Below are 21,529 nucleotides of genomic sequence, written 5' to 3'. Positions count from 1 at the left end.
CACCCGCCCCTTGTAGGCTTTCCCGCATGTCAGTCGCGGTCCGTGTCATCCCCTGTCTCGACGTCGACCGGGGCCGGGTGGTGAAGGGCGTCAACTTCACCAACCTCGTCGACGCGGGCGATCCCGTCGAGCTGGCCAGGGCGTACGACGCCGAGGGTGCCGACGAGCTGACGTTCCTCGACGTGACGGCCAGCAGCGGCGACCGCGAGACGACGTTCGACGTGGTCCGCCGCACCGCCGAGCAGGTGTTCATCCCCCTCACGGTCGGTGGCGGCGTGCGCAGCCCCGAGGACGTCAACAAGCTGCTGCGCGCGGGCGCGGACAAGGTCAGCCTCAACACCGCCGCGATCGCACGCCCCGAGCTGCTCAAGGAGTGCTCGCAGCGGTACGGCGCGCAGTGCATCGTGCTGTCGGTCGACGCACGGCGCGTGCCCGGCGGCACCGGCTTCGAGGTCACCACGCACGGCGGCCGCACCGGCACCGGCATCGACGCGATCGCGTGGGCGGCCAAGGGCCAGGAGCTGGGCGTCGGCGAGATCCTGCTGAACTCGATGGACGCCGACGGCACCAAGGCCGGGTTCGACCTCGAGCTCATCGACCTGGTGCGCCGCGAGGTCGACGTGCCGCTGATCGCGAGCGGTGGCGCCGGCGCGGTCGACCACTTCCCGCCGGCCGTCGCCGCGGGTGCGGACGCCGTGCTCGCCGCGAGCGTCTTCCACTTCGGGCAGCTCCGCATCAGCGAGGTCAAGGACGGCCTGCGCCACGCGGGCGTCGTGGTGCGATGAAGCCCGTCGAGGTGCGCGTCGCCTCGGCGGTCGCGCTCGGCGGCGCCCTGGTGTTCTTCGTGGTCGGGCTGATCCTCTGGCGCACCACCGGCGACGCGGACGTGCTGAAGCTGCCGTCGTTCATCGCGATCGTGGAGCTGCCGGTCGCGGCCGCGTTGCTCCTGCGGCTCCGGTTCATGCACTACCCGGCGATGATCGTCTTCATCCTCGTCGCGCTGCTGCACCTCGTCATCGTGCTGGCCGACGGACCGGCGTGGGCCCGCGTCGCGTCCGGCGTGCTGTCCGCTGTGCACATCTACGGAGTGGTCCTGCTCAACACCGGACCTGCTCGTGAACACCTCGGAGGTCCCCGTTGAGCAGCCCGCTCGATCCCGCCGTGTCGCAACGTCTCAAGCGCACCCCGGACGGCCTGGTGTGCGCGGTCGCCCAGCAGCGCGGCACCGGTGAGGTGCTCATGGTGGCGTGGATGGACGACGAGGCGTTGCACCGCACGCTCACCACGCGCCGCGCGACGTACTACTCGCGCAGCCGCCAGCAGCTGTGGGTGAAGGGTGAGACGTCCGGGCACACCCAGTACGTGCACGAGGTGCGGCTCGACTGCGACGGCGACACGCTGCTGCTGACCGTCGACCAGGTGGGCGCGGCGTGCCACACGGGCGACCGCACGTGCTTCGACGCGACGGTGCTGCTCGCCGACGCCTAGTCCAGGTCGCCGGTCAGGTACCGCTGGAGGTTCGGGCCGACGGTCCTGACCACGGTGTCCACGTCGGTCGACGCGAGCGGCTCGAACTGCACGACGTACCGGACGATGCCGAGCCCGACCATCTGGGTGGCGCACAGCGTGGCCCTGAGCTCGCGGTGCTCGGCGCCGATCTCCGCGAGCACGTTCTTGAAGATCGCGTTGATGAGGAACTGCTTCAGCGCGCCCGCCACCTCCGGCTGGCTGGTGACGCTGCGGATCAGGGCCGCGAACGTGCCGCCGCCGGTCGCGTCCCACACCGTCACGAAGGTGCGGACGATGCGTTCGCCGGCGTCCTCGACCGGGCCGTCGAGCAGTCGCTTGAGAAGCTCCGCGGGGTCGAAGGGCAGCTGCAGGACGGCCTGCGCGAACAGGCCTTCCTTGCCGCCGAACCAGTGGTTGACCATGGCGGCGTCCACGCCGGCCTTCGCGGCGATCGCGCGCACGGTGGCACCGTCGTAGCCCTTTTCCACGAACACCTCGCGGGCCGCGGCGACGAGCGCGGCCCTGGTGTCCTCGCCCGCGGCGCGGCGGCCTCGGCGTTTCTGGTTCACTTGCTCCACACGGGCCATAGTTCAACAGTTGTTGAATTTATGCAACAATCAACGGCATGGTGAGCGTCATCGGGGCTGTGGCCGCCGCTGGTCTTGGGGCCGTCAGCCCAACGCGTGAGGAGTTCCGCGAGCTCGCGGTCAACCGCCGGGTCATCCCGGTGGTCCGCAAGCTGCTCGCGGACGCGGAGACCCCGGTCGGTCTGTACCGCAAGCTCGGGGCCAATCAACCGGGCACGTTCCTCTTCGAGTCGGCGGAGAACGGCCGCTCGTGGTCGCGGTGGTCGTTCATCGGCGTGCGGTCCACGGCGGCGTTGACGGCGACGGGCGGCGAGGCGTTCTGGACCGGCACCCGGCCTGTCGGCCTGCCCGACGGCGGTGATCCGCTGCAGGCGTTGCGCGAGACCATCGAGGTGCTGCGCACGGACCCGTTGCCCGGCATGCCCCCGCTGACGGGCGGCATGGTCGGCTACATCGGCTACGACGCGGTGCGGCGGCTGGAGCGGCTGCCCGTCATCGCCGAGGACGACCTGAAGATCCCCGAGCTCGTGATGCTGCTGGCGACCGACCTCGCCGCGCTCGACCACCACGAGGGCACCGTCACGCTCATCGCGAACGCGATCAACTGGGACGACTCGGCCGAGCGGGTCGACGCCGCGTACGACGACGCGGTGCGCCGCCTCGACGAGATGACGACGGCGCTGCACACGCCCGCGCCGCCGACGGCCGCCGTGTTCTCGCGGCCCAAGCCGGAGTTCCGGCGCCGGCGTTCGCAGGCGGAGCACTTCGCGGCCGTGGAGAAGGCCAAGGAGGCCATCCGCGCGGGTGAGGCGTTCCAGGTCGTGGTGTCGCAGCGGTTCGAGATCGAGACGGACGCCGACTCGCTCGACATCTACCGGGTGCTGCGCGCGACGAACCCCAGCCCGTACATGTACCTCCTGCGCCTCGACGGGTTCGACATCGTCGGATCCAGCCCGGAGTCGCTGGTGACGGTGCGCGACGGCAAGGCGACCACGCACCCCATCGCGGGCACCCGCTGGCGCAGTGAGGACCCCGAGGAGGACGCCCTGCTCGAGAAGGACCTCCTCGCGGACCACAAGGAACGCGCCGAGCACCTGATGCTCGTCGACCTCGGCCGCAACGACCTGGGCCGCGTCTGCAAGCCGGGTTCGGTGCACGTCGTCGACTTCTTCAAGGTCGAGCGGTACAGCCACGTCATGCACATCGTGTCGACCGTGACCGGTGAGCTGGCCGAGGGCAAGACGGCCTACGACGCGGTCGCGGCCTGCTTCCCGGCCGGCACGCTGTCCGGTGCGCCCAAGCCGCGCGCGATGGAGCTCATCGAGGAGTTGGAGCCCACGCGCCGCGGCCTCTACGGCGGCGTCGTCGGGTATTTCGACTTCGCCGGGGACGCGGACACCGCCATCGCCATCCGGACCGCCCTGGTGCGTCAGGGAGTGGCGTACGTGCAGGCCGGTGGCGGCATCGTGGCCGACTCGGACCCGCTGTCCGAGGACAACGAGTGCCTGAACAAGGCGGGCGCGGTGCTCGCCGCGATCGCCACCGCGCAGACGATGGCTCCGGCAGTTGAAGGCTAACTCTCCACTGTGGACCGCCGCGCTCCTGCTCGTGGGCGCGGCGGGAGCCTTCTGGGGCGCGGGCTCCGTGCCCGTCGCGCTGCTGTGCCTCGCGGCCGTCGCGGCGGTCGTCGCGCTGAGCGGGGTGGCGCGCAGGGTCCTCGGCGCGTTGCTGATCGTCGTCGGCATCGTGGCGGCGGCCTCCGGTCACTGGCTGGCGGCCGCCGGCGGCGTGCTCATGGCGGGTTCCGGCGCGCTTCAGGTAGCGCTGGGGGGCCGGATGCCGAAGATCGGGATGGGCGGGCAGAAGGCCCGCAAGCACGACCCCGAGACGGACATGTGGCGCGCACTGGAGCGTGGGGATGATCCGACCGACGATAAGACCCCCGGCGGGACGATCTCGAACGAGTGAAGATCATTCATCCGCGTTCACGCATGTGACAGGCGCACAGCCTTGGTTAGCTGCGTGGACACTTGAACCCCGGTGGCTGGGGCGTTACTCCGCCGGGGTTAGCATCCCCGTAGCGGGAAGGGGAGCAACACTGTGACGGTTCTCGAGTCGATCCTCGAAGGTGTGCGTGAGGATCTCGCCGCTCGCGAGGCCCAGTTGTCCTTCGAAGAGGTCAAGGGGCGCGCGACCAAGACCGCCCCGCCGCTCGACGTGCTGTCGGTGCTGCGCGGGCCGAACGTGGGTGTCATCGCCGAGGTCAAGCGCCGCAGCCCGTCCAAGGGCGCGCTGGCGGAGATCCCGGAACCGGCTGAGCTGGCGTCCGCGTACGAGGCGGGCGGCGCGTCGGTGATCAGCGTGCTGACCGAGCAGCGCCGCTTCGGCGGGTCGCTGGCGGACTTCGACGCGGTGCGCAGGGCGGTGAAGATCCCGCTGCTGCGCAAGGACTTCATCGTGTCGCCGTACCAGGTGCACGAGGCGCGCCTGCACGGAGCGGACCTGGTGCTGCTGATCGTGGCGGCCCTGGAGCAGAACGCGCTCGTGTCGCTGCTCGACCGGGTGGAGTCGCTGGGCATGACGGCGCTCGTCGAGGTGCACACGGCCGAGGAGGCCGACCGTGCGCTGGAGGCGGGTTCGTCGGTCATCGGGGTGAACGCGCGCAACCTCCACACGTTGGAGGTAGATAAAGACGTTTTCGGCAGGATCGCTCCGGGACTACCCTTCGAGACGATCAAGATCGCCGAGTCGGGCGTGACCGGGCCCGGCGACCTGATGTCGTACGCCGGCGCGGGTGCTGACGCGGTGCTCGTCGGCGAAAGCCTGGTGACCAGCGGAGACCCCAAGGCCGCCGTGAACAAGCTCGTGACCGCGGGCTCACACCCCGCGTGCCCCCGGCCCAGCCGGTAGGGCACGGTTGATCCAAGCGCTAGAGGAGCTACTCGATGGGCCAGTTCACGCCCACGCCGCATGATCCCGACGCACGGGGCCACTTCGGCCCGTGGGGCGGCCGGTTCGTCCCGGAGGCCCTGATCGCCGCGGTGGACGAGCTGGCCGCCGAGTACGACAAGGCGCGGCTCGACCCGGAGTTCGTGAACGAGTTCAAGCGCCTCCTCCGCGACTTCGCGGGCCGTCCGTCCCTGCTGACCGAGGCCCCGAAGTTCGCGGAGCACGCCGGTACGCGGGTGTGGCTCAAGCGCGAGGACCTCAACCACACGGGCTCCCACAAGATCAACAACGTGCTCGGCCAGGCGCTGCTGACCAAGCGCATGGGCAAGCAGCGCGTGATCGCGGAGACCGGCGCCGGCCAGCACGGCGTGGCGACGGCGACCGCGTGCGCGCTCCTCGGCCTCGACTGCGTCGTCTACATGGGCGAGGTCGACACCGAGCGCCAGGCCCTGAACGTCGCGCGGATGCGCCTGCTGGGTGCCGAGGTCATCCCGGTGAAGTCCGGGTCGCGCACCCTGAAGGACGCGATCAACGACGCGTTGCGCGACTGGGTCGCCAACGTCGACGAGACGCACTACCTGCTCGGCACGGCCGCGGGCCCGCACCCGTTCCCGCTGATGGTCCGCGACTTCCACCGGATCATCGGCATCGAGGCGCGCGAGCAGATCCTCGAGAAGGCCGGGCGCCTGCCCGACGCCGTCGTCGCCTGTGTCGGCGGCGGCTCGAACGCCATCGGCATCTTCCACGGCTTCATCGACGACGCGGACGTCCGCCTCGTCGGTGTCGAGCCCGGCGGCTCCGGCCTCGACAGCGGCAGCCACGGCGCGACGCTGACGGCCGGCACGCCCGGCTCCCTGCACGGCGCGATGTCGTACGTCATGCAGGACGAGGACGGTCAGATCACCGAGGCGCACTCGATCTCCGCCGGCCTCGACTACCCCGGGGTGGGACCGGAGCACTCGCACCTGAAGGACATCGGCCGCGCCGAGTACTTCCCGGTCACCGACGCCGAGGCCATGGAGGCGTTCGCCCTGCTCTCGCGCACCGAGGGCATCATCCCGGCGATCGAGTCCTCGCACGCCCTCGCGGGCGCGCTGAAGCTCGGGCCGTCGCTGGGACCGGACGGACTCCTGGTCGTGAACCTCTCCGGCCGCGGCGACAAGGACATGGACACGGCCGTGAAGTACTTCGGCCTCGCTGACGGGGGACAGGCCTGATGTCGTTGTCCGACGTGTTTTCCACCGCGCGCGCCGAGTCGCGTGCCGCGCTGATCGGCTACCTGCCCGCGGGCTTCCCGACGATCGCAGGTTCCAAGGACTACCTCCGTTCGATGGTCGAGTCGGGATGTGACCTGGTCGAGGTCGGCCTGCCGTTCTCCGACCCGGTGATGGACGGCCCGACGATCCAGGCCGCCGCCGAGCAGGCGCTGTCCGCGGGCTTCCGCGTGCGGGACCTGTTCGACGTGGTCTCTGCTGTGTCCGACGCCGGTGGGCGTGCGGTCGTCATGACGTACTGGAACCCGGTGCTGCGCTACGGCGTCGACGCGTTCGCGCGTGACCTGGCCGCCGCCGGTGGCCTCGGCATCATCACGCCCGACCTCGTGCCGGACGAGGCAGAGGACTGGATGGCGGCCTCGGCCGCACACGGCCTCGACCGGACCTTCCTGGTGGCGCCCTCGTCGACCGAGGAGCGCATCGCGCTGACCGCGCGCGCCTCCTCCGGCTTCCTGTACGCCACCGCGGTCATGGGCGTCACGGGCGCCCGTGACGTCGTGTCGTCCGCCGCTCCCGAGCTCGTCGCTCGGGTGCGTGAGCACACCTCGTTGCCGATCGGTGTCGGGCTGGGCGTGCGGTCCGGTGCTCAGGCCGCCGAGATCGCCGGGTTCGCGGACGGCGTCATCGTCGGGTCTGCGTTCGTGTCCGCCGCGAACGAGGGCGATGCGGCAGTGCGCGCGCTGGCCGCTGACCTCGCCAAGGGCGTGCGATCGGCTGTCGCTCCCGTCTGAACCCTTCCTGTCTCGTGAAGCCGCTCGGCCTGCTGGCCGGGCGGTTTTGCTTTGCGGCGCTTGAGGAAACCGTCTCTGCAGCGACGGCTCCGCTTCTTGGTTGTCGGGTGGCGCGGTGTTTGCTTCGAAGGTCGAACACTGTGCTCGCCATCGAGTGGTTGTCGGGATGGCGGCTATGAAGTTGTGGGGGAGCCTTGCCTCCTTTCGGAGCCCCTGACGTTACTCCAAGAGCATGACATGGATTCGAACACCTGATCGAGTGAATCCTCGTCGGTTAGGGCCAAAACCCCGTTTGACTGTCGGTCTGACCTGCGAACGTGGACTCATGCACAACCCGGCTATCGGTCCGGCGTGCCACACTGGTGTTCGCCGGGCGGTTTACGGAGGTGATGCCCAGTGGCAGCTCCAGCAGAGACGGCACCAGCCCAGTACCTGTTGCCGAGGCACGTGGGCCCCTGGACGCTCGATGACGTCATGTCGCTGCCCGAGGACAACAGTCAGCGCATCGAACTCGTTGACGGGATGCTTCTCGTGAGCCCGCTGGGGTCCTACCGCCACCAGCAGCTGGTGTTCGATGCCGCGGCCGCCTTGCGCGCGGCTTGCCCGGATTACCTCCAGACGACGATCGAGCTGAACGTCCTGCTCTCCAGCGGGCGCCTGGTGATTCCTGATTTCACGGTCGTGAGGCCGAGGGAAGCGGGAGTCATGTTCCCGGTCTCCGACGTCGTGCTGGTCGGTGAGGTGTTCTCACCCAGCACCCGGCTGAACGACCAGGGACTGAAGCGCAGCCTCTACGCCAAGGCGGGCATTCAGCACTACCTGATGGTCGACCCGGAGCCAGGCGTCGTCGAGGCCACGCTGCTCGAACTCCAGGGCACCGACTACGTCGAGATCGCCACCAGTGAGGACGGGGTGCTGAAGATCGAGCGGCCGTTCCCGGTCACCATCAAGTTCTAGCCGTAGAGCCACTCCAGCCGTTCGTGCAGGTCGGCGACGGTCCACGCCGCGAACATCGCGTCACGGGCCTCCGCCGCCTCCCCGGCCGGGTGGTAGACCTCCCGCCCCATCCATCGCGACGCGTGGTGGACGCGCGCGGTCCGCTCCGAACGGAGCGCCACGTACCGCGCAAAAGAGCCGGCCACGTCACGAGGGTCGTACACGGCGGAGAGGCACACGGCGTCCTCCAACGCCTGACAGGCACCCTGCGCGGCGTACTGCAACACGGGATGCGCAGCGTCCCCGAGCAGCACAACGCGCGAGTCCTGCCAGTTCGTGATCGGCGCGCGGTCGCACAGCACCCACGCCCGCCACTCGTCGGCGAGCTCCATGATCCGAGCCGCGTCGTCGCACAACGGCGTGAAGTGCCGCATCACGTCGGCGTGCTCGACGGGCTTGCCGGTCATGGGATCCGTGGCGCCGTTGTCCGCGGTGGCCACGAGATTGACGTACCGCCCGCCGGCGATCACATACCAGACAACGTGGTAGCGCGGCCCCGCCCACAGCGTGACCACGTTCTCCTTCAACGACTGCGGCACGTCCTGCGAGGGAATGACCGCCCGGAAGGTCGTGTGCCCGGACACCTGCGGATCCCCGTCACCCACGAGCTGCCGCCGCACCGCCGACCGCAACCCGTCAGCGCCGATCAACGCCTCCCCGTGCACGAGATCGCCCGACCGCAGCACCGCGGTGACCCCACCGTCGTCCTGCGTGTAGGCCTCGACACCGCTGCTCACCCGGAGGTCGATCAGCTCGTTGTTCTGGCAGGCGTCGAGCAACGGCGTCAGCACGTCGTTGCGATGCACCACCGCATAAGTTCCGAACCGCTCCTGAAAACCCTCGTCGACCGGCAACCCGGCGATCTGCCGCCCGGACACCCCGCACCTCAACCGCAGTTCGTCCACGTGCACGGCCCGAGCCCGCACAGCAGCGCCCACACCCACCGAGTCGAGCATCCGGAACCCGTTGGGCCCGACCTGGATCCCGGCGCCGATCTCCTCGAACACCGCCGCAGCCTCGAGCACCGTCACCCGCTGCCCGGCCCGCGCGAGCCCGAGCGCCGTCGCCAGCCCGCCGATACCGCCGCCGACCACCAGGACCGTCATGTCCGACCTTTCGGGAGTCCGCCGAGACCGCGTCCGAGTATCTCGGTTCCGCGATCACGAACCCCCTAAGGTCGCCGACCCGAGCACGGCGGATGGGCGAACGGGTCCGCTGTCCCGGCCGTGGGGCCACGTCCGGTGCAATCGCCCAGCTGAAGTCACGAGTCTCACGGGCCTACGCGCTGCGACCGCACGCGCGCGATCGGCTGGGCGGTGCCCCGAGGTGTCCTGCTGCGCGGGGCCTATGTGCTGCGACCACACACACGAGTCCGGCCGGGTACCCCCAATTTCGATTCTAGTGATCGGCTCCGACAGGGTTCGGGCCGATAACGATCGAGCGTCCCCACGAGGCGCTCACAAGCCGACCGGTACGGTGGGCGCCGTGTTGGACGCCCTCCTGGCCACGATCCCGAGTCCCGACCGCGGTGTTTGGTACCTCGGTCCGCTCCCGCTCAGGGCCTACGCGCTGTGCATCATCGCCGGCATCATCGTCGCCATCTGGTGGGGTGAACGCCGCTGGGTAGACCGCGGCGGTATCAAGGGCGAGGTCACCGACATCGCCGTGTGGGCCGTGCCGTTCGGTCTTGTCGGCGGGCGGCTGTACCACGTCATCACCGACAACCAGAAGTACTTCGGGCCGGGCAAGAACCCGCTCGCGGCGCTGGAGATCTGGAACGGCGGCCTCGGCATCTGGGGTGCTATCGCGCTCGGTGCCGTCGGCGCGTGGATCGGGTGCCGGCGCAAGGGCATTCCGTTGCCCGCGATGGCGGACGCGCTGGCGCCCGGCATCGTGGTGGCGCAGGCCATCGGACGGCTCGGCAACTACTTCAACCAGGAGCTCTACGGCGGCGACACGACGTTGCCGTGGGGGCTCGAGATCTACCGCCGCGTCACGCCCGAGGGTCGTGAGGACGCGCTGGCGGGTGTCGCCATCGACCACACGCCGATCCAGGTCGTGCACCCGACGTTCCTCTACGAGCTGCTGTGGAACCTCGGTGTCGCGCTGCTGATCGTGTGGGCGGACCGGAAGTTCCGGCTCGGCCACGGGCGGGTGTTCGCGCTCTACGTCGCCGGGTACACGGCCGGCCGGTTCTGGATCGAGCTGATGCGCACGGACGAGGCGACGCTGATCCTCGGCACGCGCGTGAACGTGTTCGTGTCGGCGCTCGTGTTCTTCGGGGCGATCGCGTACTTCGTCATCGCCAAGTCCCGCGGTGAACGTGAGGACGTCGCGGCAATGCGAGGCACGACCGGAGCCACGGCCGGGGACACGACAGAAGCGCCCGAAACGACTGAAGCAGAGCCCGAAGACAAGAGCGTCGTCGAGGAAAGCAGCGAGGACGACGTCGCCGAGAAGGACAAGAAGAACTCCCCGGAGTCCGTCAAACCGGAGTGATCTGTGCGCGTGCTCGTCGTCGAGGATGACGACCGGGTGGCCAGAGGCCTGCTGACCGCACTGCGGCACGCGGGCTACGAGGTGCATCGGGTGGCCACGGCCGCTGACGCGCTGCGTGCCGCACCCGCCGATGTGGTGCTGCTCGACCTCGGGCTGCCCGATGGCGACGGCCTGGACGTCCTGCGCGAGCTGCGGCACCGTCCGGGCACCGCCGTCATCACGGTGACGGCGCGCGGTGAGGAACGTGAGCGCGTGCTCGGCCTGCGTGCGGGGGCCGACGACTACGTGGTGAAGCCGTTCGGCACGTCCGAGCTCCTCGCCCGGATCGAGGCGGTCCTGCGGAGGACGCGCACGCACCGCGCGGAACCCGAGGCCGAGGGGCCGCTGCGGATCGGTCCACTCCAGATCATCACCTCGACGCGGGTCGTCACGCTGGACGGTGAGCCGCTCTCGTTGACCCGCAAGGAGTTCGACCTCCTCGCGTTGCTCGCTGCGCGCAAGGGCGAGGTGGTGAGCCGCGACTTCATCGTGGACCAGGTGTGGCAGGCGCACTGGGAGGCGCCGTCGCGGACGCTCGACACGCACATCGCGGCGCTGCGCGGCAAGCTCGGTGGGCACGTCAAGATCGAGACGGTCAGGGGAGTGGGTTACCGGCTCGCCACGTGACGAGCGTCCGGGAGACATCCACAGGTGCGTGCGGAACAATCACAACCGATGCTCCGCCGACTGCTCGCCATCACCGTTCCGCTGCTCGTCGCCCTGGTCGCGGCGCTCGGCATCCCCTTGGCGTCCGCGGTCGTGCAGCGCGAGACGCAGACGACCTATCTGGACCGCCTCGGTGACGCGAGCAGGTTCGCCTCGCTCGGTGAGAGCGCGTTGCAGTCGGACCGGCTGGAAGCCCTCAGCCAGGAGATCCAGCGCTACGACAACCTCTACGACATCCCCGTCGCCCTGGTCAGCGCGGACAAGCGCATCCTCATGTCGTCACGGCAGGGCTTCAACCCCACCAACGACCCCGAGGTCACGAAGGCCCTCAACACGGCGTTGAACGGTGGCGTGCGGCCCGAGCCCGAGTACACGGGCTGGCCGTGGCGCACGGGGCCGATGGTCGTCGTCGAGCCGGTCGGGCGGGACAGCGAGGTGGTGGCCGCGGTCGTCACCATCTCGCAGACGAGTGGTCTCAGGACCGAAGTGCTGCGGCAGTGGGGGCTGATGGCGCTGGCCGGGCTCGCGCCCATGCTGGCCGTGGTCGCCGCCGCGTGGCCGATGTCGCGGTGGGTGCTGCGGCCGGTCGGCAGGCTCGACGAGGCCACCGCGGCCGTCGCGCAGGGCAACCTCGACGTGCGGGCGGACGAGGTCGGCGGGCCGCAGGAGCTCCGAAGGCTCGCCCGCAGTTTCAACACCATGGTCGACGTCGTGGGCAAGGCCCTGAACAGGCAGAAGGCGTTCGTGGCCGACGCGTCGCACCAGCTGCGCAACCCGCTGGCCAGCCTCCGGCTCGCCGTCGACAACCTGGAACCGCACATCAAGGGCGAGCTCGCGGAGGAAGCGCACCAGATCGCGGTCGAGGAGGCCGAGGAGATGGGGCGCGTGCTCGACACGCTGCTCGCCGCGACCAGGCTCGACAGCGCGCGGCAGACCGAACCCGTCGAGATCGACCAGCTGCTCACCACGCACCGGGCCGCCTGGCAGGCGCTCGCCAGCAAGACCGGGGTCACGCTGAAGATCGACGTACCGGCGGGCCTGACCATGCAGGAACCGCCCGGCGGCCTCGGCAGCGTGCTGGACGAGCTCGTCAGCAACGCCATCCGGCTCGCCAACGCCAGCGAGGTCGTGATCAGCGGCAAGCCCGGTGAGCTGCACGTCGTCGACGACGGCGACGGCCTGAGCGCCGAGGAACGCGAGCTCGCGCTGCAACGGTTCTGGCGCGCGACCAAGCACCAGAACGTGGCGGGCACCGGGATGGGGCTCGCGATCTGCGCCGAGCTGATCGAGTCGGCCGGCGGCACGCTCACGCTGCACGACGCGAGTCCCGGCCTGGACGTGAAGGTCGCCCTCAGCGCTTCACGGAACGGAACCAGCGCATAGCGCCGTCGTGCAGGGGCACGAGCCCGGTCGCGATGCCGGTGCGGACGTTTATGCGGGACGCCTCCGGGTGGCCCTCCACGATCCGCGCGGTCTCGGTGAACACCGTGCGCGCCACGACCTCCACGACGTCCGCGCTCAGCGACTCGCGCGCCAGCAGCAGGTTCGGCACCGCGAACGTCTGGTTCGCCAGGACGTTCTCGTAGGTGGTGGCCGGGATCGTCGCGGGGATGTACGGGCCCTTGTACTCGTCGGCGAGCCTGCTGGCCTCGGCCGGGATGTTGATCAGCCGCACGTTGCCCCGCAGGTCGGTGATCGCGGGGGTGGGGATGCCGGTCAGCGCCAGCATCGCGTCCAGTGACCCGTCCGCGACGCGGCGGGAGGCCTCCGCGTGCGCCATGCGTTCGTCCATTGCGGACATCTTGAAGAACTCGAGCATCCGCTTGGCGGTGAACTCGGTGCCGGAACCGGTGGGCCCCAACGAGATCCGCTTGCCGGCGAGATCACCGAACGTGTGGATCGGCGAGTTCAGCGGCACGGCGATCTGCATGAAGCTGTCGTAGAGCCGGCCGACCGCGCGCACGCTCTGCGGGTCGTCGATCGGGTCCAAAGAGGACAGCGCGAGCTGGGCGTCACCCGAGCGCAACAACTGCAGGTTCTCAACCGATGCAGCCGTGGGGATGGCGGTGACCTTCGTGTCGGGCAGCTGCTCGGCCAGCGCGGCCGCCAGTGCCCCTCCGACCTCGCGGAACACCGCGCCCTCCGGCCCGGTCGCGAGCACCAGCTCAGCGGGCGCCTCGACCCTGCGCGGGGTGCACCCTGCGAGAGCCAGTCCGGCCCCTAGCAGAAGCGTGCGACGGCTGAGCGACACCGATGAAGCCTAGCTGTTACGTCAGGGCTGTCTGAAGTTTCCTCACGTCGGCTTGTCGGGCCTGGTGGCGCGGCTCACTCTCTCACCCAACACGTAGTTCAAGGAGGAACAGTGGCCACCACGACCACAGGGCGCAAACCGATCTACAAGCACCTCTACTTCTGGGTGCTGGTCTCCATCGTTCTGGGCGCTGCCGTCGGCTTCCTGTTCCCCAAACAGGCGTCCGAGATGAAGTGGCTCGCCGACCTGTTCGTGAACCTCGTGAAGGTCGTCATCGCGCCGACCATCTTCGCGACGATCATCGTCGGCATCGCGGGCCTCGGGAACCTCGCCAAGGCGGGCGGGCTCGCGCTCAAGACGATCCTCTACTTCACCGCGATGACCACGGTGGCGCTCGCCATCGGCCTCATCGTCGTGAACATCGTCCAGCCGGGTCACCACGGCGGCGACATCACGCTCAACGCGAGCCAGGCCGACGCGACGCTGAAGTCCGCCTCGACCGCGGAGACCGGGGTCACCGGCTTCATCCTGAGCCTGGTGCCCAAGTCCTTCGTCAGCGCGTTCACGGACGGCCAGCTGATCCAGGTGCTCGTGGTCGCCATCCTGGTGGCCGTCGCGGTCGCCGGCATGGGTGAGCGCGGCGCCAAGGTCGTCTCCGCGATGGAGACGCTCTCCAAGGTGATGTTCGGCATCATCAAGATCGTCATGTACGTCGCCCCGATCGGTGCCTTCGGCGGCATCGCCTACACCGTCGGCAAGTTCGGCGGCAGCGTGCTGGGCAAGCTGCTCTGGCTGATGGGCTCGTTCTACGCGACCTGCATCCTGTTCGTCATCGTGGTCCTCGGCCTCGTGGCGCGGTTCGCGGGCTTCAGCCTCTTCAAGTTCCTGCGCTACATCAAGGACGAGATCCTGATCGTGCTCGGCACCTCGTCGTCCGAGTCGGTGCTGCCGCGCATGATGGTCAAGCTGGAGGCGGCGGGCGCCCAGAAGTCGGTCGTCGGCCTCACCATCCCGACCGGCTACTCGTTCAACCTCGACGGCACGTGCATCTACCTGACCATGGGCGCGATCTTCATCGCCCAGGCCACGGGTCACGACGTGTCGATCGGCGTCCAGATCGGCCTGCTGGCGTTCATGCTGATCGCCTCGAAGGGCGCTGCGGGCGTCACCGGTGCCGGCCTCGTCACCCTGGCCGCGTCGCTGCAGGCCTTCGAGGCCCACTCGGCCATCCCCGCGGTCGGCATCGCGCTGATCGTCGGCATCGACCGCTTCATGTCCGAGGCCCGCGCCATCACGAACGTGATCGGCAACGGTGTCGGGTCGCTCGTGGTCGCCGCCTGGCAGAAGGGCCTCGACAAGGAGCGCCTGACGCACGTGCTGAACAACCCGGACAGCGTCGACGTGGACGACCTGCTCGCGCAGCAGACCGGCGCCGAGGGCGACGACAAGAAGGAGCCGGCCGCGGCTCACTGAGACGTCCGTGGCCGGAGGCGGCACCCCCTCCTCCGGCCACGAGACTCGCAGACCTCCATGTATGCCGAGGTCCCGCTCTCCCCACATGCGGCGTGGGGTGAACGGGGCCTCGGTCTCGTTTGAGGGGGAACAATCGAGAACTGCTCGAAAGGACGGTCGCGCGCTAGGGTGGTGAGCGTCCGCTAACTGGGACGGCAGGCCGCTGAGCAGCGAAGACGTCTGGTTACCCAGATCATCGTGTGGTAAACCGGGAATGTAGCGCAACTCTCATCGGACTGGCCGATGTTGAACGTTCGGTTACGCTTACCCGGCTGTAACGAACGCCGACGTTGGCCGCAATGTCGCTCCCCGCCCGGGAATCGTTACACACCCATGACCTAGATCACCCATTGGCGGGTGTCCCTGGGTTTCGCGGCTGTTAAAGTCGCGTCAACACGCGGGCCATCGTCGTCCCGTGCTCCCTTGTTGGTTCGAGGTCTGAGCACGAGGACATTGTTCTTTAGCGAGGACGACGAAGGAGGTCTGCGCAGTGATCTTCTCCGCCATCCCCGGCCCCCAGGGTCTCTACGACCCGGCTGATGAGCGCGACGCGTGCGGCGTCGCCATGGTGGCCGACATCCAGGGCCGGCGTTCCCACGGCATCGTCGTCGATGCCTTGACAGCGCTGGCGAACCTGGAGCACCGCGGCGCGGCAGGCGCCGAACCCACCTCGGGTGACGGTGCTGGCATTCTTCTGCAGCTGCCGGACGAGTTCCTGCGTGCTGTGGTCGACTTCGACCTTCCCGAGCGTGACCAGTACGCCGCGGGAATCGCGTTTCTGCCGTTTGAATCCGAAGAACGCCTTGACGCGATGCGGCAGATCGAGCGCATCGCCGAGGAGGAGAACCTCGTCGTTCTCGGCTGGCGCGACGTCCCGACCGATCCGGAGAAGGCCAACGTCGGCCCGACCGCGATGTCCGTGGCGCCGCACTTCGCACAGCTGTTCGTGAAGGGCACGCGCGACGAGGCCGGGATCTCCCTGGACCGCCTCGCCTTCTGCCTGCGCAAGCGGGTCGAGCACGAGGGCAGCGTCTACTTCCCTTCCCTGTCGGCGCGCACGATCGTCTACAAGGGAATGCTGACGACCGAGCAGCTGCCTGCGTTCTTCCCCGACCTGCACGACGAGCGCCTCTACTCGGCGATCGCGTTGGTGCACAGTCGTTTCTCCACGAACACCTTCCCCTCGTGGCCGCTCGCGCACCCGTTCCGGTTCGTCGCGCACAACGGTGAGATCAACACCGTCCGTGGCAACCGCAACCGCATGCGCGCCCGCGAGGCGTTGCTGGACAGCGATCTCATCCCTGGCGACCTCGCCAGGCTGTTCCCGATCTGCGACCCGGACGGCTCGGACTCGGCGTCGTTCGACGAGGTGCTGGAGCTGCTGCACCTCGGCGGCCGCAGCCTGCCGCACGCGGTGCTGATGATGATCCCGGAGGCGTGGGAGAACCACGCCACGATGGACCCGAAGCGCCGCGCGTTCTACCAGTTCCACGCATCGCTGATGGAGCCGTGGGACGGCCCGGCCTGTGTCACGTTCACCGACGGCACGCTCGTCGGCGCGGTCCTGGACCGCAACGGCCTGCGTCCTGCCCGCTGGTGGCAGACCGCCGACGGCCGCGTCGTCCTGGCGTCCGAGACGGGTGTGCTCGACGTGCCGTCCGACCAGGTCGTCGCGAAGGGCCGCCTGCAGCCCGGCCGCATGTTCCTGGTGGACACCGCGCAGGGCCGCATCGTCGACGACGAGGAGTTCAAGTCGGGGCTCGCCTCCGAGTCGCCCTACGACGAGTGGCTGCACGCCGGCCTGCTCGACCTGGCCGACCTGTCGGACCGCGAGCACGTGACGCAGAGCCACGAGTCCGTCGTGCGCCGCCAGCTCACCTTCGGCTACACCGAGGAGGAGCTGCGGATCCTGCTCACGCCCATGTCGGTCACGGGCATGGAGCCGCTGGCCTCGATGGGCACGGACACCCCGGTCGCGGCGCTCAGCCAGCGTTCCCGGCTGCTCTACGACTACTTCGTGCAGAACTTCGCGCAGGTCACGAACCCGCCGCTGGACGCGATCCGCGAGGAGATCGTCACGTCGGTCAAGCGCGTGATGGGCCCCGAGCAGAACCTGCTCGACCCCGGCCCCGTCTCGTGCCGCCACGTGACGCTCGACTACCCGGTCATCGACAACGACGAGCTCGCGAAGCTCATCCACATCAACGACGACGGGGACCTGCCGGGCTTCGCCTGCACCGTCCTGTCCGGACTGTACGAAGTGGATGGTGGCGGCGACGCCCTCACCGCCGCGATCGAGCGCGTGCGTCGCGAGGCGTCGGAGGCCATCGCGAACGGTGCTCGCACGCTGGTGCTGAGCGACCGGGACTCGGACCACCGCATGGCGCCGATCCCGTCGCTGCTGCTGGTCTCCTCGGTGCACCACCACCTGGTGCGCACCAAGGAACGCCTGCGGGTCGCGCTGGTGGTCGAGTCCGGTGACTGCCGCGAGGTCCACCACGTCGCGGCCCTGCTGAGCTACGGCGCCGCCGCGGTGAACCCGTACCTCGCGTTCGAGACGATCGAGGACCTGATCAGCCAGGGCGCGATCTCCGGCGTCCGCGCGCACAAGGCCGTGCGCAACTACGTCAAGGCGCTCGTCAAGGGCGTCCTGAAGATCATGTCGAAGATGGGCATCTCGACCGTCGGCGCCTACACCGCGGCGCAGATCTTCGAGGCGGTCGGCCTGTCGAACGACCTGCTGGACGAGTACTTCACCGGCACGCAGTCCAAGCTCGGCGGCGTGCACCTGGACGTGCTCGCCGAAGAGGTCGCCGTGCGCCACCGCCGCGCGTACCCGGACAACCCGACCGACCGCGCGCACCGCAGGCTCGAGGTCGGCGGCGAGTACTCGTACCGCCGCGAGGGCGAGCTGCACCTGTTCACGCCGGAGACGGTGTTCCTGCTGCAGCACGCCACGAAGACGCGCAAGGAGGACGTCTTCCGCCAGTACACGGCGGAGGTCGAGCGCATCTCCCGGCAGGGCGGCACGTTGCGAGGGCTGTTCAAGTTCCGGGGCGAGGGCCGCACGCCGATCCCGATCGACGAGGTCGAGCCCGTCAGCTCGATCGTCAAGCGCTTCAACACCGGCGCCATGTCGTACGGCTCGATCTCGGCCGAGGCGCACGAGACCCTCGCCATCGCGATGAACCGCCTCGGCGGCCGGTCGAACAGCGGTGAGGGCGGCGAGGACCGCGAGCGCCTGTACGACCCGGAGCGGCGTTCGGCGGTCAAGCAGGTCGCGAGTGGACGGTTCGGCGTCACCAGCGAGTACCTCGTGAACGCCACGGACATCCAGATCAAGATGGCGCAGGGCGCCAAGCCCGGCGAGGGCGGCCAGCTGCCCGGCTTCAAGGTCTACCCGTGGATCGCGCGCACCCGGCACTCCACGCCGGGTGTCGGTCTGATCTCGCCGCCGCCGCACCACGACATCTACTCGATCGAGGATCTGGCGCAACTCATCCACGATCTTAAAAACGCGAACGAGCAGGCCCGGGTTCATGTGAAGTTGGTCAGCTCCATCGGCGTCGGCACGGTCGCCGCCGGTGTGGCCAAGGCCCACGCGGACGTCGTGCTGATCTCCGGCTACGACGGCGGCACCGGTGCCTCGCCGATGAACTCGCTCAAGCACGCGGGAACGCCGTGGGAGATCGGCCTCGCCGAGACCCAGCAGACGTTGCTGCTCAACGGCCTGCGCGACCGCATCACCGTCCAGGTCGACGGCGCGATGCGCACCGGTCGTGACGTCGTGGTCGCCGCTCTGCTCGGTGCCGAGGAGTTCGGCTTCGCGACGGCACCGCTGATCGTCGCGGGCTGCGTGATGATGCGCGTCTGCCACCTGGACACGTGCCCGGTCGGTGTCGCCACGCAGAACCCCGACCTGCGCGCCCGCTACACCGGTCAGGCCGACCACGTCGTGAACTTCTTCGAGTTCATCGCGCAGGAGGCCCGCGAGATCCTGGCAGAGCTCGGTTTCCGCACGATCGACGAGGCCGTCGGTCACGCGGAGCTGCTCGACAAGGACGACGCGATCGAGCACTGGAAGACCGCCGGTCTGAACCTGGAGCCGGTCTTCGAGGTGCCCGAGACCCCGTACCCGACGGCGAAGCGCAAGATCCGCGACCAGGACCACGGCCTCGACAAGGCACTGGACCGCACGCTGATCCAGCTCGCCGAGGCGGCGCTGGAGGACGCGCACCAGGTCAAGCTGGAGCTGCCCGTCCGCAACGTCAACCGCACGGTCGGCACGCTGCTCGGCGCCGAGGTCACCCGCCGCTTCGGCGGCGAGGGCCTGGAGGACGACACGATCCAGGTCAGGCTGACCGGGTCGGCAGGCCAGTCGCTCGGCGCGTTCCTGCCGCGCGGCATCACGCTCGAGATGGTCGGCGACGCGAACGACTACGTCGGCAAGGGCCTGTCCGGCGGGCGGATCATCGTCCGGCCGTTCGAGGACGCGCCGTTCCGCGCAGAGGACCAGGTGATCGCGGGCAACGTGATCGGCTACGGCGCCACGTCCGGCGAGATCTTCCTGCGCGGCCGGGTCGGCGAACGCTTCTGCGTGCGCAACTCCGGCGCGCTGCTGGTGGCCGAGGGCGTGGGCGACCACGCGTTCGAGTACATGACCGGTGGCCGGGCAGTGGTGCTCGGGCCGACCGGGCGCAACGTCGCGGCCGGCATGTCCGGCGGTATCGCGTACGTGCTCGACCTGGACCCGTTGTCGGTGAACCAGGAGATGGTGCAACTGCAGCGCCTCAACGCCGAGGACCTGCGTTGGCTCAAGGACGCCATCACCAAGCACCACGAAGCGACGGGTTCCGCCGTCGCCGCGTCGCTGCTCGGTGACTGGACCCGGCGGGCCGGTGCGTTCACGAAGGTCATGCCCGGTGACTTCCAGCGAGTGATGGACGCGATGCGTCTGGCACGCGCCGAGGGCCGGGACGTTGACGCGGCTGTCATGGAGGCGTCCCGTGGCTGATCCACAGGGTTTTATGAAGCACACCCGTTCCGACGCGCCCAAGCGCCCGAAGCCGGAACGGTTGCAGGACTGGAACGAGGTCTACCTCCACGAGGACCCCGTCGACCGCAACAACGCGGTGCGCACGCAGGCCACGCGGTGCATGGACTGCGGCATTCCCTTCTGCCACAGCGGAACCGCCGGTTGCCCGCTCGGGAACCTGATCCCCGAGTGGAACGACCTGGTGCGCCGCGGCGACTGGGAGCTCGCCTCGGACCGCCTGCACGCCACCAACAACTTCCCGGAGTTCACGGGCAGGTTGTGCCCGGCGCCGTGTGAGGCGGCCTGCGTGCTGTCGATCTCGCACGACGCGGGTGGTGCCGTCGCGATCAAGCGGGTCGAGGAGACCATCGCGGACGTGTCGTGGGAGAACGGCTACGTGCAGCCGGCCCAGGCGACGGTGTCCTCCGGCAAGCGCGTCGCGATCGTCGGTTCCGGTCCCGCCGGACTCGCCGCCGCGCAGCAGCTGACCCGCGCGGGCCACGAGGTCGTCGTGTACGAACGGGACGACCGGCTCGGTGGGCTGCTGCGGTACGGCATCCCCGAGTTCAAGATGGAGAAGAAGATCCTCGACCGCAGGCTTTCCCAGCTGCGCCGCGAGGGCACGAAGTTCGTGACCGGCTGCGAGGTCGGCGTAGACATCACCGTCGAGCAGCTGCGTGCCGAGTTCGACTCGGTCGTGCTCGCCGTGGGTGCGCTGCGAGGCCGTGACGACAAGACGACCCCCGGGCGTGAGCTCAAGGGCGTGCACCTCGCCATGGACCACCTGGTGCCCGCGAACCGCGCGGTCGAGGGTGACGGCCCGTCGTCGTACTCGGCGCAGGGCAAGCACGTCATCGTCATCGGCGGTGGCGACACGGGTGCCGACTGCTACGGCACCGCGACCCGCGAGGGCGCGCTGTCCGTGACACAGCTCGACCAGTACCCGATGCCGCCGACGGTCCGCGACGACGACCGCTCGCCGTGGCCGGTGTGGCCGCACATCCTGCGCACGTACCCCGCGCACGAGGAAGCCGGCGAACGCCGCTTCACCGTGGCTGTCAAGCGTTTCGTGGGTGACGAGGACGGCCACGTGCGCTTCATCGAGCTGCAGCAGGTGCGCGTCGAGAAGGACTCGTCCGGCCGCCGTTCCGTGGTGCCGCTGACCGACGAGATCGAGGTCCTGCCCGCGGACATGGTGCTGCTGGCGATCGGCTTCGAGGGCGTCGAGCACATGCGGCTCCTGGACGACCTGGGCATCTCCCTGTCGGCGCGCGGCACGATCTCGTGCGGCTCCGACTGGCAGACGACCGCGCCCGGCGTGTTCGTCTGCGGGGACGCGCATCGCGGCGCCTCCCTCGTGGTGTGGGCGATCGCCGAGGGGCGGTCCGTGGCGAACGCCGTGGACAGGTTCCTCACGGGTTCCTCGAACCTGCCCTCGCCGGTCATCCCGAACCAGCTTCCGCTCGCTGTGGTCTGACAAC

18 protein-coding genes are annotated in these 21,529 nt (G+C 69.3%); 15 read left to right on the top strand and 3 right to left on the bottom strand.

Translation table 11 applies throughout. The features are described from left to right. The first annotated feature begins 26 nt into the window (after positions 1-26). From hisF to hisI, 3 genes are read left to right on the top strand one after another with little or no spacing between them, the layout of a single operon-like run. Positions 27-785: an imidazole glycerol phosphate synthase subunit HisF gene (gene hisF / locus ACSHWB_RS04495; protein WP_439660820.1), complete on the top strand. Its 759-nt coding sequence runs from the start codon at positions 27-29 to the stop codon at positions 783-785. Continuing rightward, positions 782-1,141 (top strand): hypothetical protein, encoded by a 360-nt coding sequence (locus ACSHWB_RS04490; RefSeq protein WP_439660819.1) that lies wholly within the window; start codon positions 782-784, stop codon positions 1,139-1,141. Before hisF ends, ACSHWB_RS04490 begins: the two co-directional genes overlap by 4 nt. Next, positions 1,138-1,488 carry a phosphoribosyl-AMP cyclohydrolase gene (hisI, locus tag ACSHWB_RS04485; RefSeq protein ID WP_266043674.1) on the top strand — a complete coding sequence of 117 codons (351 nt, stop codon included), beginning with the start codon at positions 1,138-1,140 and terminating at the stop codon, positions 1,486-1,488. Before ACSHWB_RS04490 ends, hisI begins: the two co-directional genes overlap by 4 nt. Here hisI and ACSHWB_RS04480 read toward each other — a convergent pair. After that, a complete protein-coding gene (locus tag ACSHWB_RS04480; protein ID WP_439660818.1) occupies positions 1,485-2,096 on the bottom strand; it encodes a TetR/AcrR family transcriptional regulator in 612 nt (203 codons plus the stop codon). The two genes, hisI and ACSHWB_RS04480, sit on opposite strands and share 4 nt — an antisense overlap. Before the next feature lie 38 nt (positions 2,097-2,134). On the opposite strand from ACSHWB_RS04480, the gene ACSHWB_RS04475 reads away from it, so the two are divergent. The 6 genes from ACSHWB_RS04475 to ACSHWB_RS04450 all read left to right on the top strand — a co-directional run bounded on the left by ACSHWB_RS04475 (position 2,135) and on the right by ACSHWB_RS04450 (position 8,007). After that, positions 2,135-3,673 carry an anthranilate synthase component I gene (locus ACSHWB_RS04475; RefSeq protein ID WP_439660817.1) on the top strand — a complete coding sequence of 513 codons (1,539 nt, stop codon included), beginning with the start codon at positions 2,135-2,137 and terminating at the stop codon, positions 3,671-3,673. After that, positions 3,663-4,064, top strand: a complete 402-nt coding sequence (locus ACSHWB_RS04470) for a hypothetical protein (RefSeq protein WP_439660816.1) — start codon at positions 3,663-3,665, stop codon at positions 4,062-4,064. Before ACSHWB_RS04475 ends, ACSHWB_RS04470 begins: the two co-directional genes overlap by 11 nt. A 132-nt stretch (positions 4,065-4,196) precedes the next feature. Then, the gene (gene trpC / locus ACSHWB_RS04465) at positions 4,197-5,006 is read left to right on the top strand and encodes an indole-3-glycerol phosphate synthase TrpC (protein WP_439660815.1); all 810 of its coding nucleotides are present in this window, start codon (positions 4,197-4,199) and stop codon (positions 5,004-5,006) included. Between the two features lie 35 nt (positions 5,007-5,041). Then, the gene (trpB, locus tag ACSHWB_RS04460; RefSeq protein ID WP_439660814.1) at positions 5,042-6,262 is read left to right on the top strand and encodes a tryptophan synthase subunit beta; all 1,221 of its coding nucleotides are present in this window, start codon (positions 5,042-5,044) and stop codon (positions 6,260-6,262) included. Beyond that, complete coding sequence (trpA, locus tag ACSHWB_RS04455; RefSeq protein WP_439660813.1) at positions 6,262-7,050, top strand: tryptophan synthase subunit alpha; 789 nt, start codon at positions 6,262-6,264, stop codon at positions 7,048-7,050. Before trpB ends, trpA begins: the two co-directional genes overlap by 1 nt. 396 nt (positions 7,051-7,446) lie before the next feature. Next, complete coding sequence (locus ACSHWB_RS04450; protein ID WP_439660812.1) at positions 7,447-8,007, top strand: Uma2 family endonuclease; 561 nt, start codon at positions 7,447-7,449, stop codon at positions 8,005-8,007. On the opposite strand, the gene ACSHWB_RS04445 is transcribed toward ACSHWB_RS04450, so the two are convergent. Then, a complete protein-coding gene (locus ACSHWB_RS04445; RefSeq protein WP_439660811.1) occupies positions 8,004-9,152 on the bottom strand; it encodes an FAD-dependent monooxygenase in 1,149 nt (382 codons plus the stop codon). The genes ACSHWB_RS04450 and ACSHWB_RS04445 overlap by 4 nt on opposite strands. A 382-nt stretch (positions 9,153-9,534) precedes the next feature. On the opposite strand from ACSHWB_RS04445, the gene lgt reads away from it, so the two are divergent. From lgt to ACSHWB_RS04430, 3 genes are read left to right on the top strand one after another with little or no spacing between them, the layout of a single operon-like run. Then, positions 9,535-10,545 (top strand): prolipoprotein diacylglyceryl transferase, encoded by a 1,011-nt coding sequence (gene lgt, locus ACSHWB_RS04440; protein ID WP_439664514.1) that lies wholly within the window; start codon positions 9,535-9,537, stop codon positions 10,543-10,545. A gap of 3 nt (positions 10,546-10,548) precedes the next feature. Beyond that, entirely contained in the window at positions 10,549-11,211 is a 663-nt protein-coding gene (locus tag ACSHWB_RS04435) for a response regulator transcription factor (RefSeq protein ID WP_439660810.1), read from the top strand. A gap of 48 nt (positions 11,212-11,259) precedes the next feature. Then, positions 11,260-12,633 (top strand): HAMP domain-containing sensor histidine kinase, encoded by a 1,374-nt coding sequence (locus tag ACSHWB_RS04430; protein ID WP_439660809.1) that lies wholly within the window; start codon positions 11,260-11,262, stop codon positions 12,631-12,633. Here the strand turns inward: ACSHWB_RS04430 and ACSHWB_RS04425 are convergent. After that, positions 12,602-13,501 (bottom strand): TAXI family TRAP transporter solute-binding subunit, encoded by a 900-nt coding sequence (locus ACSHWB_RS04425; RefSeq protein WP_439660808.1) that lies wholly within the window; start codon positions 13,499-13,501, stop codon positions 12,602-12,604. The two genes, ACSHWB_RS04430 and ACSHWB_RS04425, sit on opposite strands and share 32 nt — an antisense overlap. Positions 13,502-13,612: 111 nt before the next feature. Here ACSHWB_RS04425 and dctA point away from each other — a divergent pair, with 111 nt between their 5' ends. The 3 genes from dctA to ACSHWB_RS04410 all read left to right on the top strand — a co-directional run bounded on the left by dctA (position 13,613) and on the right by ACSHWB_RS04410 (position 21,525). Continuing rightward, the gene (gene dctA, locus ACSHWB_RS04420; RefSeq protein ID WP_439660807.1) at positions 13,613-14,974 is read left to right on the top strand and encodes a C4-dicarboxylate transporter DctA; all 1,362 of its coding nucleotides are present in this window, start codon (positions 13,613-13,615) and stop codon (positions 14,972-14,974) included. Between the two features lie 529 nt (positions 14,975-15,503). Then, positions 15,504-20,027, top strand: coding sequence for a glutamate synthase large subunit (gltB, locus tag ACSHWB_RS04415; protein ID WP_439660806.1), 4,524 nt, complete (start codon positions 15,504-15,506; stop codon positions 20,025-20,027). Then, on the top strand, positions 20,020-21,525 hold the full coding sequence (locus ACSHWB_RS04410; protein WP_439660805.1) for a glutamate synthase subunit beta: 1,506 nt from the start codon (positions 20,020-20,022) through the stop codon (positions 21,523-21,525). Before gltB ends, ACSHWB_RS04410 begins: the two co-directional genes overlap by 8 nt. Positions 21,526-21,529 lie beyond the last annotated feature (4 nt).

The sequence above is a fragment of the Lentzea sp. HUAS TT2 genome, from assembly GCF_051853195.1.
Taxonomy (GTDB): Bacteria; Actinomycetota; Actinomycetes; order Mycobacteriales; family Pseudonocardiaceae; genus Lentzea.
The sequence above is the reverse complement of the archived record's forward strand: the minus strand, read 5'-3'. Positions and strand labels throughout refer to the sequence as shown.

What these genes read in the sequence shown, in the direction of transcription:
- ACSHWB_RS04480 (WP_439660818.1), bottom strand. Translation starts at nt 2,096, where the DNA reads ATGGCCCGTGTGGAGCAAGTGAACCAGAAACGCCGAGGCCGCCGCGCC.
- trpB (WP_439660814.1), top strand. Translation starts at nt 5,042, where the DNA reads ATGGGCCAGTTCACGCCCACGCCGCATGATCCCGACGCACGGGGCCAC.
- ACSHWB_RS04475 (WP_439660817.1), top strand. Translation starts at nt 2,135, where the DNA reads ATGGTGAGCGTCATCGGGGCTGTGGCCGCCGCTGGTCTTGGGGCCGTC.
- ACSHWB_RS04445 (WP_439660811.1), bottom strand. Translation starts at nt 9,152, where the DNA reads ATGACGGTCCTGGTGGTCGGCGGCGGTATCGGCGGGCTGGCGACGGCG.
- hisF (WP_439660820.1), top strand. Translation starts at nt 27, where the DNA reads ATGTCAGTCGCGGTCCGTGTCATCCCCTGTCTCGACGTCGACCGGGGC.
- trpA (WP_439660813.1), top strand. Translation starts at nt 6,262, where the DNA reads ATGTCGTTGTCCGACGTGTTTTCCACCGCGCGCGCCGAGTCGCGTGCC.
- ACSHWB_RS04430 (WP_439660809.1), top strand. Translation starts at nt 11,260, where the DNA reads ATGCTCCGCCGACTGCTCGCCATCACCGTTCCGCTGCTCGTCGCCCTG.
- ACSHWB_RS04490 (WP_439660819.1), top strand. Translation starts at nt 782, where the DNA reads ATGAAGCCCGTCGAGGTGCGCGTCGCCTCGGCGGTCGCGCTCGGCGGC.